This window comes from Acinetobacter sp. YH1901141 (assembly GCF_013416935.1).
Taxonomy (GTDB): Bacteria; Pseudomonadota; Gammaproteobacteria; order Pseudomonadales; family Moraxellaceae; genus Acinetobacter; species Acinetobacter towneri.
The window spans coordinates 25,865-41,762 of sequence record NZ_VPEY01000005.1 but is presented as its reverse complement, the minus strand read 5'-3'; the positions used below and the strand labels follow the sequence as shown (position 1 = coordinate 41,762).

Genomic DNA, 15,898 nt, shown 5'->3' with positions numbered 1-15,898 from the left:
TCTGCTTTTGTCTAAGCTAGCAACCCGTAAGTGATAAAACAAGGGAGCTAAATGCTTAAATTTAAGAACAATATTGTTCATGGAGCAATCTTTGATATGGATGGAACAATGTTTGATACTGAACGATTACGGTTTCAAACATTGAAGCAGGCATCTCAGGAGCTCATTGGCGTTGAATTTTCAGACGTATACCTCATGCAATGTTTGGGTTTGAGTGCAAAGAGCGCTGAACAACTGGCGCAAGCAGAATATGGTGCAGACATTCCTTACCGTGAGATCCGTCAGCGTGCTGATGAACTAGAATTAGAAAGTGTGCGCAATTTTGGTGTGCCCATTAAAAAAGGTTTGTTGCAGGTATTAGAGCGGTTACGAAAGTCTGGCTTGAGAATGGCGGTTGCTACGTCTAGTCGTCGTGCCATTGCCGAAGAATATTTGATTAATGCCAATGTCTATAAGTTTTTTGATGTATTAGTTTGTGGCGATGAGGTGCAACAGGGCAAGCCACATCCTGAAATTTTTATAACAGCTGCACAAAAAATTAATCTAGAACCCAGCGAATGTTTCATGCTGGAAGATTCTGAAAATGGAATCAAATCTGCACATGCAGCGGGTGGCATAACCATACTATTTCGGGATATCAAAAAACCTAATGCTAATATGTTGTTACTCACGCAGCATTATTACGCAAGTATGCAAGCTTATTTAGATGACTTAAATCAAGTTATTCCTGTATTGGAAATGCCGAGTTTACAAGAGGCCTTCCCGCAAACTTTAAATCAGTTGAGTGTGGGGATTCATGGTTTTGGTGCAATAGGTGGGGGCTATTTGGCCCAAATTTTATCGCACTGGGATGGCTATACCCGTCCTAAACGTATTTATGCTTCTACACGGAATACCTTATATCGTTCTGCAGTAAACGCCTTTGGAACGTATTCAATTCGTTATGGACAATGTTCTTATGATGAACGAATTGAAAATATGCACATCATTGATGCGGAGAACTTGCAGCAGATGCAGCAAATGTATGTGGAGTCGAGCCTAATTGCATTATGTTTGCCTGAACATGCTTTACAGCAAGAGGCTAAAGTAATTGCGCAGGGCTTATATGCCCGTTTTATAGCGCAAGTTGAACTCCATCAGCCTTTAACTATTTTGGTAATTTTAAATAAAGTTGGGGCAAAACAGCTCTTGATGACGCATATTCATAAGGCGTTAGAGGCGTTGTTGGATCCCGATACGGCAGCCAAAATTATGGCGCAGCATTATTTTTGCGATACTGTCGTAAATAGAATGGTCTCTAAATTAAGCGATCAAAACTTATATCGCCAATTACGCATCAAGTATAATATTTTTAAGCAATTTCAGTTGGATGACGAAGCAGAGCCAATTGAAATTGAAGACAATACTCGATTGCAGCCTGAGCAAGAGCGTCAAGCCACCTTATATGTAGAAGATTTAAGACGCAATTTTCAGCCCAGTCACATTTTGCAAAGTATGGATTTAATTTTATTTCATGCTGAAAGTGACATGCCTATTTATGTGGAAAATGCCAGTCCATTATTGCAACACATGCGTCAAATGATTTTGGTAGATGATATTGCCGAAATCCAACTCATTAAAAATCGTTTATGGAATGGTGTACATGCCATGATGGCTTGGTTATCCAGTTTAATAGGGCATAACAGTATTGGTGTCGCAATGGCAGACCCATTGGTTGCAGATTTTACCCGCGCTGTTTCGGCACAAGTAGCGTTGGGATTAGCTGCACAGTTGCCGCATCGTCAGCAAAACTTAAAGCATCTGGCACAGAGCTTTCTGGACTCATGTGAACATGCCTATAAAGACCCGTGTCAGCGTGTGGCACGTGACCCTTTGCGTAAACTCTCAGCCAATGAACGGGTGATGGGTGCTTTGATTTATCATCTGCAGCATGATTTAGCTGCAAATTATGTGCAGAAAGGAGTGGTGTTGGGCTATCTGTATGCAATTAAAATGCAGCAGTTGGGGGCTCAAGCAGCATTACAGCATTTGTCAAAACAATTGCAAAATGCGCCTATAGACGAACAGACACGGCAGCAATTGCAGTACATAATTAGCCACCAATTACAGCAACTATTGGCTGGTCAAGTTCGCTTAGAAGCATTTATTCAAGATGGTACTCAAGTTGCAGCCGTAATCTAAAACTCAACTTGATGAATTCTTGGGGGGAGGTTTAGTAAGTTAACGTCATCATATTCAAAATGATAAAATATCGAATCGTGTTATGGAACACGATTCGGTGCTTTCTTGCATTAGAATTCAAATGCACTTTATTCACAGATACTTTTATGCAAATGCTGTTGTGTAACAAGCAATCAGATCACTCATTCACCAATGGAGTTTCCACTTGGAAATTTGGTGGAATGAGCACAGTTTTACGCAATTCAGGCGCAAGCTCTGGATAATCTAGCGTGAAGTGTAAACCACGTGATTCTTTGCGTTGCATGGCACAGCGCACAATCATTTCAGAAACCAGAACCAAATTACGCAGCTCAATCAAGTTTTTACTGACTTGATAGTCCTGATAATACTCGGTGATTTCACGTTTTAGCATTTCAATACGGTGTAAGGCACGCTCTAAACGCTTAGTGGTGCGTACAATGCCGACATAGTTCCACATGGTTGCACGTAGCTCATCCCAGTTTTGTAAAATCACCACATCTTCGTCAGGGTTCGTCACTTGCGAATCATCCCAAGCAGGAACTTCAGGCGAGCTATAATCTGCAGTGTAATGGGCTTCAATATGTTTGGCGGCAGCCATTCCATAGACAAAACATTCTAAAAGAGAGTTACTTGCCATACGGTTAGCGCCATGCAAACCTGTATAAGAAGTTTCACCAATCGCATATAAACCTGCAATATCGGTTTGACTATGTTCATCCACCATTACTCCGCCACAAGTGTAGTGGGCAGCAGGTACAACAGGAATCATATCGGTAGTGATATCAATGCCCAATTCCAGTAAACGTGCATACAGCGTTGGGAAGTGTTCTTTCACAAATTCTGCAGGTTTATGGGTGATGTCTAACCACACATGACGAATACCTAAGCGTTTGATTTCATAGTCAATCGCACGTGCTACAATGTCACGTGGCGCCAATTCTGCACGCTCATCAAAACGCAGCATAAAACGCTCACCATCGGGTAAACGCAAATATGCACCTTCACCACGCATGGCTTCAGTAATTAAAAACGAACGTGCTTGGGGATGATACAAACAGGTCGGGTGGAATTGATTAAACTCCATATTTGCCAGACGGCAACCTGCACGGTATGCCATGGCCATACCATCACCTGTGGCAATGTCTGGGTTAGATGTATATAGATAGGCTTTCATTGCGCCGCCGCAGGCAAGTGCAGTAAATGGAGCAAGGAAGGTATGTACTTTTTGAGTACTTTCATCTAGTGCATATAAGCCCAATGAGCGATTAGCTTCGTTTAAACCAAGCTTTTGTGAGGTAATCAGGTCAATGGCAATATAGTTTTCAAATATCGTGATGTTTTGCTGTTCTTGAGCACGTTGCACCAAAGTCGTGGAAATTGCACGACCTGTTGCATCGGCAGCGTGAATAATACGGCGCTGAGAATGGCCACCTTCACGGGTTAAATGCAATTGCTCTTGTTCGTCTAAGGTAAACTGCACACCATGTTTGAGCAGAAAATCTACCGAAGGTTTACCGCCTTCCACCGTTTGTTTTACGGCGTCAATTTCACATAAATGTGCACCTGCAATCATGGTGTCATCTATATGTTGTTCAATTGAGTCGGTTTCATCAAGGACTGCAGCAACACCACCTTGCGCATAGAAGGTGCTGGCTTCAGTTAGGGTAGATTTTGCCAAAACGGCGATTTTGAAATGCTGGGGTAATGAGAGCGCTAAACTCAAACCTGCACCACCACTTCCCACAATAATCACATCAAATTGATGTGTTGTGTTTAAATTAGACATGTCCATCAGCTAATTTGAAAAAAGTTGGATAATGACACCCCTTTTTGCAGAAAAACGCAAGTGCGAAGTGGGCATGAATAATGAAAAAAAAGAATAAACGGGAAACTTTTATGGAATATTCCAACTTTTATGACAATTTTGTCCAATCTATTTCAGATGTTGAGCTTTAAGTCAGATTCAGCATGGTTAAATATTCAATCTCATCAAACTGATTTAATTGCAATAAACTAAAAGCTGAAACTGAAAAGATTCAACATTTTATTACGCAAAACCGAGTAATTTTGTGATAAATAAGATGGGTTCAAAGTCATAATTATTATTGAGTGAATGCTATTTATGAAAAATCGCAATTTAAAAAAAGGTTTATATGCGGCTGTTTTTACTATGGCAACTGTGCAGACTCAAGCAGCACCACCAGTAGACTTTTCTAATTTGGTTGAGCAGGTGAGTCCTGCTGTTGTGAGTGTCAATGTTGTCAAAAAAATGAGTCAGGAAGAACTCTTACAACAACAAGTTCCAGAAATTTTACGCCGTTTTTTTGGCAATCAAGTCATTATTCCACAACAACAATTGCCACAAGAAAAAACAGGTTATGGCAGTGCATTTTTTATTAGTAAAGATGGATACCTTTTAACGAACCACCACGTGGTGGAAGATGCTTCAAAAGTTACAATTGTACTGAATGACCGCCGTGAATTAGATGCAACTGTGGTGGGTAGTGATGAACGTACTGATGTTGCTTTATTAAAAGTGCAAGGTGCGAGTTTCCCAGAGTTGCGTACAGGCAATGTCGATCAATTACGTGTAGGTGAGCCTGTACTTGCGATTGGTTCACCATTTGGCTTTGACTATTCTGCATCGGCAGGAATCGTGAGTGCCAAAATGCGTAATATGATGGGTGAAACTTCAGTGCCATTTATTCAGACCGATGTGGCGCTTAACCCAGGTAACTCAGGCGGGCCACTATTTAACCAGCGCGGTGAAGTGGTCGGCGTGAACTCCCGTATTTTTAGTGGTACGGGTGGTTATATGGGCTTGTCATTCTCCATTCCTATTGATGTTGCCATGGATGTTGCCGATCAGTTAAAGCGTAACGGTAAAGTGACTCGTTCTTATTTAGGGGTGAGTTTGCAAGATATTGACCGCAATTTGGCAGAATCTTATAAACTCAGTAAGCCTGAAGGTTCATTAATTACTCAAGTTGCACCAAACTCACCTGCGGCACGTGCAGGTTTGCGCGCGGGCGATGTGATTCTTAAATACAACGGCACACCTATTTCCAGAACGTCTGAATTGTTGAACTATTTAAACCGTTCAGTGCCAAATCAAAGTATTCAGCTTGAAGTATTACGCGATGATAAACGCCGTAATATTACCGCTACGGTGAGCACAGCACCTGACGACACGCCTGCCAAAAACAACCCTGATACCGCAGCCAAAGGCCCTGTTTTAGGGGTGTCGATTCGTGATTTAAGCGTTGCAGAACAACGCCAATTAGATATTAAAGGCGGTGTGTTGATTCAGGAAGTGCGTCGTGGTGGTTCGGCAGCTCAGGCACGTATTATGCCAGGTGATGTGATTGTGCAACTGAATAACACCACCATCCAAAATGCCAACCAATTTGTTGAAACAGTATCTACCTTGAAACAAGGTACAATTGCGCGTGTGGTGATTATCCGTCAAGGGCAACGTGCGATTATTGGCATGCGTATTCAATAAGTTGATGTGGCATAAAATCGTAAATCTATCTAAAATTTAGAATCTTGCTAAACTTTAAATAGCCACTTATTTTAAGGAAGTCGCTCTTGAATTAGGGCGACTTTTTTATGTAACTCGGTATTTTTGTTAGACTAGACCGACATCGCCGTTTTAGTTAAAAGGATGACATGAGCAGCATATTTGATTTAAAAATCACCGTACAGCCAGAACATATTGATATTTTAGGGCATGTCAATAATGTGGTGTATGTGCAGTGGATGCAGGATGTAGCATCGGCACATATCGAAACATTAGGTTTAGGGGTGCTGGAATACTTAAAACTAAAACATGCGATGGTGGCGGTGGAACATCATGTGCAATATCGTAAAGCGGCACTCGAAGGTGAGGAGCTGATTTTGCGTACATGGTTAAGTGATTTGAATGCGTTGTATTCATTCCGCCAATATGCGTTTTATCGCCCTCAAGATAAAAGTCTGCTGTTTATGGGCAATACACAATGGGCTTGTGTGGAAATTGCTACAGGTCGTCCAAAACGCATGTCACCGACATTTACGCAAGCCTATCAACCCCTTGCTGCTGATGTGAATCCGTTGGATTTTAGTGAGTATGATTAATTAAGAGGAATTGAAGCACCAAGTGTAGCGTCATTGAAAGTTGCTGCATGTTATTGCTGTCGATGTTGTTAAAGAGGGTATTCACCTGTTTCAAATAGCATGAAGTATTCTTCAATTCTCACTTTAATTACGACACACATCTCTGCATAAAAAGCCTAAAACTCTCGAATAAAAAGAAAAACGCGTGAGGCTGCAAAAGGAAGTCATTATTATGGATACATTGAAAAATCCATCTGCTATAATCCTTCGCAATTTCTATTCGGCTTTTGCTCTGCATGAATTTTGAGGTGCAGAGCGTGTTATTTTTCAAGGTAACCCATGGCGCAAGCTAAAAAAACTGTTGATATTAAAAACATCCGTAACTTTTCGATCATTGCCCATATTGACCATGGTAAATCGACTCTAGCAGATCGTTTCATTCAAACCTGTGGTGGTTTACAAGATCGTGAGATGCAAGCTCAGGTGTTGGATTCTATGGAGCTTGAGCGTGAGCGTGGGATTACCATTAAAGCCACCTCAGTGACTTTATACTACAACCATCCAAATGGTCAGGAATACCAATTAAACTTCATTGATACCCCGGGACACGTTGACTTTTCCTATGAAGTATCACGTTCTTTGGCAGCTTGTGAAGGTGCGCTATTGGTAGTCGATGCGGCACAAGGGGTGGAAGCGCAATCAGTTGCAAACTGCTATACCGCAATTGAGCAAGGCTTAGAAGTTTTACCTGTACTGAATAAAATTGATTTACCGCAGGCAGAACCTGAGCGCGTGATTCATGAAATTGAAGAAATTATTGGTATCGAAGCGCAAGATGCACCCACCTGTTCGGCTAAAACAGGTTTAGGCATCGACAATGTATTAGAAACCTTGGTGAATGTCATTCCTGCACCACAAGGTGATCGTGATGCGCCATTGCAAGCCTTAATTATTGACTCATGGTTTGATAACTATTTGGGCGTTGTGTCGCTGGTACGTATCAAGCAAGGTCGCGTGCGTAAAGGCGATAAAATGTTGATGAAATCGACAGGTCAAACGCACATTATTACCTCAGTTGGTATTTTTAATCCAAAACATACCGAAACAGGTATTTTGGAAGCAGGTGAAGTTGGCTTTGTTATTGCGGGTATTAAAGATATTTTTGGTGCGCCAGTGGGTGATACCATCACACTCGCAACTACACCAGAAGTAGAAACCTTACCAGGCTTTAAAAAAGTTAAGCCGCAGGTTTATGCAGGTTTATTCCCAATTGATGCCAGCGACTTTGAACCGTTCCGTGAAGCCTTGCACAAACTACAAATTAACGACTCAGCTTTGTTCTTTGAACCTGAAAGTTCAGATGCTTTAGGCTTTGGTTTCCGTTGTGGTTTCTTGGGCATGTTGCACATGGAAATCGTACAAGAGCGTTTAGAGCGTGAGTACGATTTAGACCTAATTTCATCGGCACCAACGGTTATTTATGAAGCCGTGATGAAAAATGGCGAAACGGTGTATATCGACAGTCCATCTAAAATGCCTGATGGTTCAACTGTAGAAGATTTACGTGAACCGATTGCGGAATGTCATATTTTAGTGCCGCAAGAATACTTGGGTAACGTCATGACCCTATGTATTGAGCGTCGTGGTGTGCAAAAAGACATGAAATTCTTGGGTAACCAAGTGTCCATTACTTTTGAAATTCCGATGGCAGAAGTCGTGATGGACTTCTTTGATAAATTGAAGTCATGTTCACGTGGTTTTGCATCGTTAGATTATAACTTTGTCCGTTTTGAAAGCTCATCTTTGGTTAAAGTAGATGTACTGATTAACGGTGAAAAAGTTGATGCCTTAGCGATGATTTGTCACCGTCAGGATGCACGTCACCGTGGTATTGCCTTGGTTGAAAAAATGAAAGACTTGATTCCGCGTCAAATGTTTGATGTGGCTATTCAGGCTGCGATTGGTGCGCAAATTATTGCGCGTTCAACCGTGAAAGCGATGCGTAAAAACGTACTTGCGAAGTGTTATGGCGGTGACGTTTCTCGTAAAAAGAAACTACTTGCCAAGCAAAAAGAAGGTAAGAAACGTATGAAGCAAGTGGGAAGTGTTGAAATCCCGCAAGAAGCTTTCTTAGCTGTACTTAAAGTCGAACGCTAAAATTATAAGGATAATAAACCCATGGATTTTGATTTTAATTTGATTCTCGTTCCTGCCACATTATTTTTTATTGCGGTGTGGCTGCTCGATAAATTTGTATTTAAGCAAAGAGCAACGAAAGGGCGAGGCAATGAAAACTTCATTATCACATGGGCTTATGATTTTTGGCCTGTTTTGGCAGTGGTGATGGTACTGCGTTCATTCCTGTATGAACCATTTAATATTCCGTCAGATTCTATGGTGCCAACCTTAGAAACGGGCGATTTTATTTTGGTGAACAAGTTTGAATATGGCGTGCGTTTGCCAATTATTAACAGCAAAATTATAGATGTGGGTTCGCCTGAGCGTGGCGAAGTTGCGGTGTTCCGTTATCCACCACAACCAAGCATTAGTTATATTAAGCGTATTGTCGGTTTACCAGGCGATCATATTGTTTATGATCATGGTCAGCTGAGCATTAATGGCGAGAAAGTAACGAAAACCCCAATCCAGTTTAGCCGTGAAAAAGACAGTCTAGATACACCTACTTCAATTTACCATCAGGAAACTTTAGGGGCGCATACATTTACCATGCGCGAGCTTGAAGGTGTAAACGTGGCGCGTCAGGCACCATTCCTGAACTATGTAGACAATGGTAAATATTCAGCAGAAAATGGTTTATATTGGGAAGTCAAAGTACCTGAAGGTCATTACTTCGCGATGGGGGATAACCGCGATCAAAGTGCTGACAGTCGTTTTTGGGGCTTTGTACCAGAGGAAAACCTAACAGGCCGTGCATTCTATGTCTGGATGCATAAAGAACCTGGGTTTAATTTGCCGTCATTTAGTCGTAACGGCAAAATTGATTAATAAAGCAGATTAGGAAAATAAAAAATGCGTCATCAACAAGGGGCATCCTATATTGCAATTTTAATTGCAATTATTGGTTTTGCATTTATGGCAAAAGTAGCAGTTGCAGTTTGGGCACCATATTTCGATGATCGAATGTTGGACAACCAAATTGAAGAACAATTGTTAAATGGGCCAAAAAATCTATCACCACAACAGTTTATTGGTGAAATGGACAAGCGTTTAAGCATGAACAACATTCGCGATATTAAATTTGCAGATGTGGCTCAAGTGACTAACGTCGATGGTTTAGAAGTGAAAAAAGAATATGAAATAAGAAAACCTTTCTTATTGAATATTGATATTGTAATGAAGTTCGAGAAAAGTTTTGATCAAAGCTCAGTCCAAGCTAAATGAGACCCGTCTAGCCAGCCGAATCGGTTATCAGTTTAAGCAACCTGAATTGCTTAAATTGGCTTTGACTCACCGCTCGGTGAGTCATAAACACAATTACGAACGTCTGGAATTTCTAGGCGATTCGTTGTTGGGAATGATTGTTGCCAATTATTTATATGTGGCTTATCCACATGAAAATGAAGGGCGTTTAACGCGCATGCGGGCAACACTGGTGCGTCAGGAAGCCTTAGGTAAAATTGCCAATGATTTAAAGCTCAGCCAAAATTTAATTCTCAGTACAGGTGAATTGAAATCTGGTGGTCATCATCGTGAGTCTATACTGGCGGATACCGTAGAAGCGATTATTGGCGCCATTTATGTCGATAGCGGTGATTTGAATTTGCTGCAAACGATTGTGCTAAAATGGTATAGCCCTTATTTAGATCATATTGAGCCAACCGATCAACTCAAAGACCCTAAATCACGCTTACAAGAGTATTTACAAGCACGTAAAAAACCTCTCCCGGTTTACGAGGTTGTAGATATTCAGGGCGATGCACCGAATCAGCATTTCATTGTGGAATGCCGAGTCGATAGTTTGCCTGTAATGAAGGGTGAAGGTTCAAGCCGTCGCTTTGCCGAGCAGGCAGTTGCGGCAGATATTTTAAAATTCTTGGAGCAAAAGTCTGAATGACCATCCATTCCGATCACGTAGATGCTGATCACGAGTCGAATAACGACGCCAATGACCTAATTAACCAATTCTTTAGCGGTCAGGGAACTGAAATTCCATCTGATTTCCGCAGTGGTTTTGTTGCGATTGTTGGTCGCCCGAATGTGGGTAAATCAACCCTCATGAACCATTTGTTAGGTCAAAAACTATCCATTACTTCACGTAAGCCACAAACCACACGTCACAAAATTGTGGGAATTGATTCACGTGAAAAATCTCAGGCTGTGTTTGTAGACACACCAGGGATGCATAAAAAAGAAGTCCGTGCCATCAACAAAATGATGAACCGTGCTGCATCGTCTGCTTTGCGCGATGTGAATTTGGTTTTGTTTGTGGTGGATGCACAAAAATGGACGCAAAATGATGAGTTAGTCCTAGAAAAGCTGAAAAATGCAGAAATGCCAGTGATTCTGGTGATTAACAAACTCGACACTTTTGAGAATAAAAATCAGGCTTTGCCGATTATTCAAGAACGTGCCAAGTTAATGAACTTTGCCGAAATTGTACCTGTATCGGCATTGCGCGGCGCGAACCTAGATCATTTGCGTGACACGATTGAACGCTATTTGCCATTCCAGCCACCGTTGTATTCGCTAGATCAAATCACAGACCGTTCAGAACGTTTCTTGGCATCTGAAATTATCCGTGAAAAGATCATGCGCCAATTGGGCGAAGAACTGCCTTACGATTTAACCGTGCAAATCGAATCATTTAAAACTGAAGATGCGGTTTTAAATGAAAAAACGGGTCGTATGAAAGCACCATGTACCTATATTGATGCCACTATTTTTGTAGATCGCTCTGGTCAAAAAGCCATTGTGATTGGTGAAAAAGGCGCGAAGCTGAAAAAAATTGGTATGGATGCACGGGTCGACATGGAAAAAATGTTCGAGCAAAAAATCATGCTGACGCTTTGGGTGAAAGTCAAAGGTGGTTGGTCTGATGATGAACGTGCATTAAAAAGCTTAGGATATAGCGATATCTAAGTTTGACGAAAAGGGAACTGTGATGATGAAAGTGTTGGCCATTGTGGCATGTATGTTTGTCTTGCAAGGTTGTATTCACAAAGTTGTGACAGTTCCCGTAAAAGTTGCCTACAAAACTACAAAGGGTGTGGTGAAAGGCACTGCTGCTGTAGTTGGTGCTGTCATTCCAGAAGGTGATGACGAAGAAAAATCCAAACAAGAATCCTCTAAAGAACAGGATTAATTGACGCTATCATGCGTAATGAAATCTTGCATGGTTATTTAATCCATCATCGAAAATACCGCGAACGTAGCCATATTGTGCACTTGTTTACCCGCGAACATGGGCGGGTTGATGGTATTTTAAGACAAATGCCACCGCCACAATATCAACCGATTCGCATACAAGCTTCGGGAAAATCAGACCTTAAAAATTTCACCAAGCTGGAAATTGTCAATCAACCGGTTTTCTTCTTTGGTGATGCATTTTTTTCAGGCTTTTATTTAAATGAAATCGTGCTGCGCTTATGTTCTGCCGAAGTGGAAATGCCAGAAACTTTTGTGCAATATCACCAGACTTTGGCGCATTTACAACACTTATCTAGTCAGGAAAATCCCAATCTATTCTTAAGACAAATTTTACGTCAGTTTGAACATGCATTATTGGAAGAATTAGGCTATGCGATTGATTTTTCAGTCGATGCGAACCAAGAGCCAATTCAGCCCAATCTACATTATCATTTTCAACTGAATGATGGTTTTATCCCTACCGCACAAGCATCACGGGCTAACTTAGTCGGTACACAGATCCTCAGTATGTGCGACTATGAAAAAGGTAGGGATTTTAACCCAGAGCAGTTACAATTACTGTCTCGGCTGTATCGACAAATGATTAGTTCACTGTTGGGTGATCGACCTTTAAAAAGTCGCCAATTGTGGATTCAGAATTCTCAAACCCAAGCGTAATGTAGGAACCTATTATGGCTTTACTCGGTGTCAATATTGACCATGTGGCAACTTTAAGACAAGCGCGTGGCACGAACTATCCAGACCCTGTGAAGGCCGCATTAGTTTGTGAACAGGCGGGTGCAGAGGGGATTACTTTGCATTTGCGTGAAGATCGTCGTCATATTCAGGATGATGATGTGCGTCGTATGCGTCCGTTGCTAAAAACTCGTATGAATTTGGAAATGGCAGTTACTGAAGAAATGATCGAGTTTGCCAAAGAAATTCGTCCACAGCATGTATGTTTGGTACCTGAGCGCCGTGAAGAAGTAACCACTGAAGGTGGTTTGGATGTAGTAGGCAATTTTGCAGCAGTTAAGGCCGCTACTCAGGAATTAACAGCAATTGGCTGTGATGTGTCACTGTTTATTGATGCAGATCTTGCACAAATTGATGCGGCCGTTGCATGTGGTGCACCGACCATTGAAATCCATACAGGCGCGTATGCCAATGCAGAAAATGAAGCTGCACAGCAAGCTGAATTGACCCGTATTGTTCAGGGCGTAGAATATGCAGCTAGCCGTGGCTTAGTGATTAATGCAGGGCATGGCTTGAACTTGGATAATGTAGGTGCAATTGCCGCAATTCCATACATCCATGAGTTAAATATTGGTCATGCTTTAATTGGTGATGCTGTATTTGTCGGATTGGAGCAGGCTGTTAAACGCATGAAAGCCGCGATTGATGCAGCGCGTTAATCTGTATATTTGAAATTGAAAGATAAAATTTGAAACGTTATGTCCAGCATAAATTATGATGAATTGATGCAGCCTGTAATAGCATTTTTAGGCTGTGAAACACCTAAAGAATGGTTGAATGAAGCATTAAATAATTTAGATATTTTGATGCAAGATCATGCCAACTGTGAGAAAAAAGCAGCAGGCACAGCCATGAACTTGATGTTTCGTTATAGCTTTTTTACCGATTTACAGGTCAAACTTGCACAGTTGGTACGCGAAGAAATGCTGCATTATGAGCAGGTGCTAGAGTTCATGGCAAAGCGCGGGCAAACGTGGCAAGGTTTAAGTGCAGGGCGTTATGCAGGTGGTTTACGTAAAGAAATCCGCACCTATGAACCCGAAGCATTGATTGATGTTTTGGTGATTGGTGCCTTTGTAGAAGCACGTTCATGCGAGCGGTTTTATGCGCTAGCACCACTGGTGGATGAAGAATTAGGTAAGTATTACCGTTATTTGCTTAAATCAGAATCACGTCATTATGAAGACTATTTAGCACTGGCTTTGGATGTTGCAAAAACGGAAAAACTGAAAAACCCTGAAGAAGATATTCAGGGACGAATTCAGCATATACGTGAAGTGGAAAAGAATCTGATTTTAAGTCCAGATGATTTGTTCCGTTTTCATAGTGGCGTGCCTGTGCAAGCCGCTTAAAACTTGTAGATGATCTAAGATAGAAAACGGAACTTCGGTTCCGTTTTTTTATCAATCAAGTTATTGCTTAGGTATTTTGATTGTGGATTGTTGCCTAAGTCACTTAGAAATGATCAAGGCTAAGATTAGGAATTACATTAAGCTGAATTGCCCAAAACAGTTACATTCATCTTTTTGAACGATTAAGGCATGAATCGCTGCTTGGTTATTTACAGACCACATCATCCATAAATTTTAGGCAATAAAAAACCCAAGTCGTTATGCTTGGGCTTTTTAGAATTTGGCTCTCCCACCTGGGCTCGAACCAGGGACCTGCGGATTAACAGTCCGTCGCTCTACCGACTGAGCTATGGGAGAATCTGAATGCGATTATAAGCAGATTTAAGCAAGGGTCAAGCATAAATTGTCATGTTTCTTTCATTTTGACTTTATATGCTTTTTATTTGAACAAAAAACAAAATTTTATTAAAAAATCACCCACAAGACTTGCGTTACACAAAATCGGTTGTTAGTCTGAGTGACAGAACAAAGCGTTTAAGTAGCATCTTAAACAGTGTGGATTTAACCCAACTTGCCAGCACTAAAATGGCTAAATCGGAGTAAGCGAATGAATACGCTCAGCATTTCTGACATTTTTTCTCAATTTTCTTATTATCAAGAACATTATCTTTCTATCTTGTCTACGCCTGAACAATACTACACTGCTGTAGAAGGCGCGTTTATTCATGTCTGGCCTTTGGCACCTCAAGATTTGTATTTGGGCGATTTATTGCAATTGTGGTTTAGTGAAAAATGGCTCATTCAATCGACCTGCCAATTGCTTTCAGACCATCCAGACAACGGCACAAAAAAACCATTGCAGCGTGATCATGATTTGTATTTGTACCAACTGGCGGGCAGCGCGCTTTCGGGGAGTAACCGTTCACGCGTGTGGTCTGTGTCTGAACAAAAACAATTGCGTGTAGAATTAGACTTTACTTTTCGCTATTTATGTGAATATAAAGGAACATCTCAACCTACAGTGTCTAAATCAGAACTGATTACTGCGTTGAAAAACAGTGTTTAATCTATGATGATTGATCATTGCCAGCCAAATAGATTTGCATTGAATCGAGTTAAATGACTCGCACCAAAATAGTGTTATAAACTGCGATAAAAATTTGCGAACAGCTTGAAAAGGATATTCAGCCGTGTGGATTAAAATATGCATTGCCATGCTCGCATTTGCTGCAAATTCTTTGCTGTGTCGTTTGGCATTGGCTGAACAGCAAATTGACCCTATGAGTTTTAGTTTGCTCAGGGTTGGCAGTGGGGCAGTGTGCTTAGGCATATTCTATGCTGTTTTGCAGGTTCAACAACCAATTCAATTCCAATGGAAATCTGCACTCAGCCTTGCTGTATATCTGCTCGGTTTTTCGTTAGCATATTTGCATATAGACGCAGGCATAGGCGCATTGATTCTATTTGGCGCAGTGCAAATCACCATGATCAGTTATGCGATTTTGCATGGTGAGCGCATGACTTTGCCGCGCTGGGTCGGGTTAGGTTGTGCTATATTGGGGATGGGTTTGTTGCTATTGCCTGAAGCCAGTACGCCAACGTTCAAATATGCGCTGATGATGTTACTGGCAGGTATTGCATGGGGTTTTTATAGCATTACTGCAAAGACGATGCAGCATGCTTTAACCAATACTCTATCTAATTTCATTCTGGCGACACCACTTGTTGCTGTATTTTTTCTTTGGTATTTACCCGAAAGTTTTATCACTTGGCAGGGGGTGGTTTTGGCGGTCTTGTCGGGTGCATTGGCTTCGGCTGGAGCGTATGTGTTGTGGTACAGCATTGTGAAAAAAATTGATCACATTACCGCAAGTACTGTGCAACTTTCTGTACCGTGTTTGGCGATTTTAGGCGGTGTGATTTTTTTAGGTGAACAACTCACCCTGTTGATGGTCGTGGCAACCTTGATCGTGTTGTGTGGTATTTTGATGGTGATTTTAACCAAACCTCGTGTATAAAACCGTTTAGATTGCTGTTGTTTTGATTTTTTTGTATTGGAATTTTTATATCAATCAAGAAATGATCTTGAGGCTTTTTAAAAGCGTTATTTGTGATCTCTCTCC

15 protein-coding genes and 1 tRNA gene are annotated in these 15,898 nt (G+C 41.3%); 14 read left to right on the top strand and 2 right to left on the bottom strand.

Features of this window, described 5'->3' with window-relative positions; all coding sequences use genetic code 11:
- Positions 1–51: 51 nt before the first annotated feature.
- Complete coding sequence (gene mtlD, locus FTV52_RS04480) at positions 52–2,181, top strand: bifunctional mannitol-1-phosphate dehydrogenase/phosphatase (RefSeq protein WP_179990078.1); 2,130 nt, start codon at positions 52–54, stop codon at positions 2,179–2,181.
- Between the two features lie 178 nt (positions 2,182–2,359).
- Here mtlD and nadB read toward each other — a convergent pair whose 3' ends face one another.
- On the bottom strand, positions 2,360–3,994 hold the full coding sequence (gene nadB / locus FTV52_RS04475; RefSeq protein ID WP_179990076.1) for an L-aspartate oxidase: 1,635 nt from the start codon (positions 3,992–3,994) through the stop codon (positions 2,360–2,362).
- Between the two features lie 330 nt (positions 3,995–4,324).
- Between nadB and FTV52_RS04470 the strand changes: the two genes are divergently transcribed.
- The 11 genes from FTV52_RS04470 (at position 4,325) to FTV52_RS04420 (ending at position 13,775) form a co-directional block, all read left to right on the top strand.
- Positions 4,325–5,707, top strand: coding sequence for a Do family serine endopeptidase (locus FTV52_RS04470; protein WP_179990074.1), 1,383 nt, complete (start codon positions 4,325–4,327; stop codon positions 5,705–5,707).
- A 167-nt stretch (positions 5,708–5,874) separates the two neighbouring features.
- On the top strand, positions 5,875–6,321 hold the full coding sequence (locus FTV52_RS04465; RefSeq protein WP_179990072.1) for a thioesterase family protein: 447 nt from the start codon (positions 5,875–5,877) through the stop codon (positions 6,319–6,321).
- Between the two features lie 318 nt (positions 6,322–6,639).
- Entirely contained in the window at positions 6,640–8,457 is a 1,818-nt protein-coding gene (lepA, locus tag FTV52_RS04460; protein ID WP_004971725.1) for a translation elongation factor 4, read from the top strand.
- A 21-nt stretch (positions 8,458–8,478) separates the two neighbouring features.
- Entirely contained in the window at positions 8,479–9,306 is an 828-nt protein-coding gene (gene lepB, locus FTV52_RS04455) for a signal peptidase I (protein WP_004971724.1), read from the top strand.
- A gap of 24 nt (positions 9,307–9,330) precedes the next feature.
- The gene (locus tag FTV52_RS04450; protein WP_178865619.1) at positions 9,331–9,702 is read left to right on the top strand and encodes a DUF4845 domain-containing protein; all 372 of its coding nucleotides are present in this window, start codon (positions 9,331–9,333) and stop codon (positions 9,700–9,702) included.
- Positions 9,674–10,375 carry a ribonuclease III gene (gene rnc, locus FTV52_RS04445; protein ID WP_004971722.1) on the top strand — a complete coding sequence of 234 codons (702 nt, stop codon included), beginning with the start codon at positions 9,674–9,676 and terminating at the stop codon, positions 10,373–10,375. Before FTV52_RS04450 ends, rnc begins: the two co-directional genes overlap by 29 nt.
- Complete coding sequence (gene era / locus FTV52_RS04440) at positions 10,372–11,400, top strand: GTPase Era (protein ID WP_004971721.1); 1,029 nt, start codon at positions 10,372–10,374, stop codon at positions 11,398–11,400. Before rnc ends, era begins: the two co-directional genes overlap by 4 nt.
- 22 nt (positions 11,401–11,422) lie before the next feature.
- On the top strand, positions 11,423–11,623 hold the full coding sequence (locus FTV52_RS04435) for an NF038104 family lipoprotein (RefSeq protein WP_179990070.1): 201 nt from the start codon (positions 11,423–11,425) through the stop codon (positions 11,621–11,623).
- A gap of 8 nt (positions 11,624–11,631) precedes the next feature.
- A complete protein-coding gene (gene recO / locus FTV52_RS04430) occupies positions 11,632–12,345 on the top strand; it encodes a DNA repair protein RecO (protein WP_178865723.1) in 714 nt (237 codons plus the stop codon).
- Between the two features lie 11 nt (positions 12,346–12,356).
- A complete protein-coding gene (pdxJ, locus tag FTV52_RS04425) occupies positions 12,357–13,082 on the top strand; it encodes a pyridoxine 5'-phosphate synthase (protein ID WP_179990141.1) in 726 nt (241 codons plus the stop codon).
- 39 nt (positions 13,083–13,121) lie between these two features.
- The gene (locus FTV52_RS04420; protein ID WP_179990068.1) at positions 13,122–13,775 is read left to right on the top strand and encodes a tRNA-(ms[2]io[6]A)-hydroxylase; all 654 of its coding nucleotides are present in this window, start codon (positions 13,122–13,124) and stop codon (positions 13,773–13,775) included.
- Positions 13,776–14,056: 281 nt separating this feature from the next.
- Here the strand turns inward: FTV52_RS04420 and FTV52_RS04415 are convergent.
- Positions 14,057–14,132 (bottom strand) — tRNA-Asn (locus FTV52_RS04415).
- Positions 14,133–14,382: 250 nt separating this feature from the next.
- On the opposite strand from FTV52_RS04415, the gene FTV52_RS04410 reads away from it, so the two are divergent.
- The gene (locus FTV52_RS04410; protein WP_179990066.1) at positions 14,383–14,841 is read left to right on the top strand and encodes a hypothetical protein; all 459 of its coding nucleotides are present in this window, start codon (positions 14,383–14,385) and stop codon (positions 14,839–14,841) included.
- A 124-nt stretch (positions 14,842–14,965) separates the two neighbouring features.
- Positions 14,966–15,793, top strand: a complete 828-nt coding sequence (locus FTV52_RS04405) for a DMT family transporter (RefSeq protein WP_179990064.1) — start codon at positions 14,966–14,968, stop codon at positions 15,791–15,793.
- The last annotated feature ends 105 nt before the right edge of the window (positions 15,794–15,898 follow it).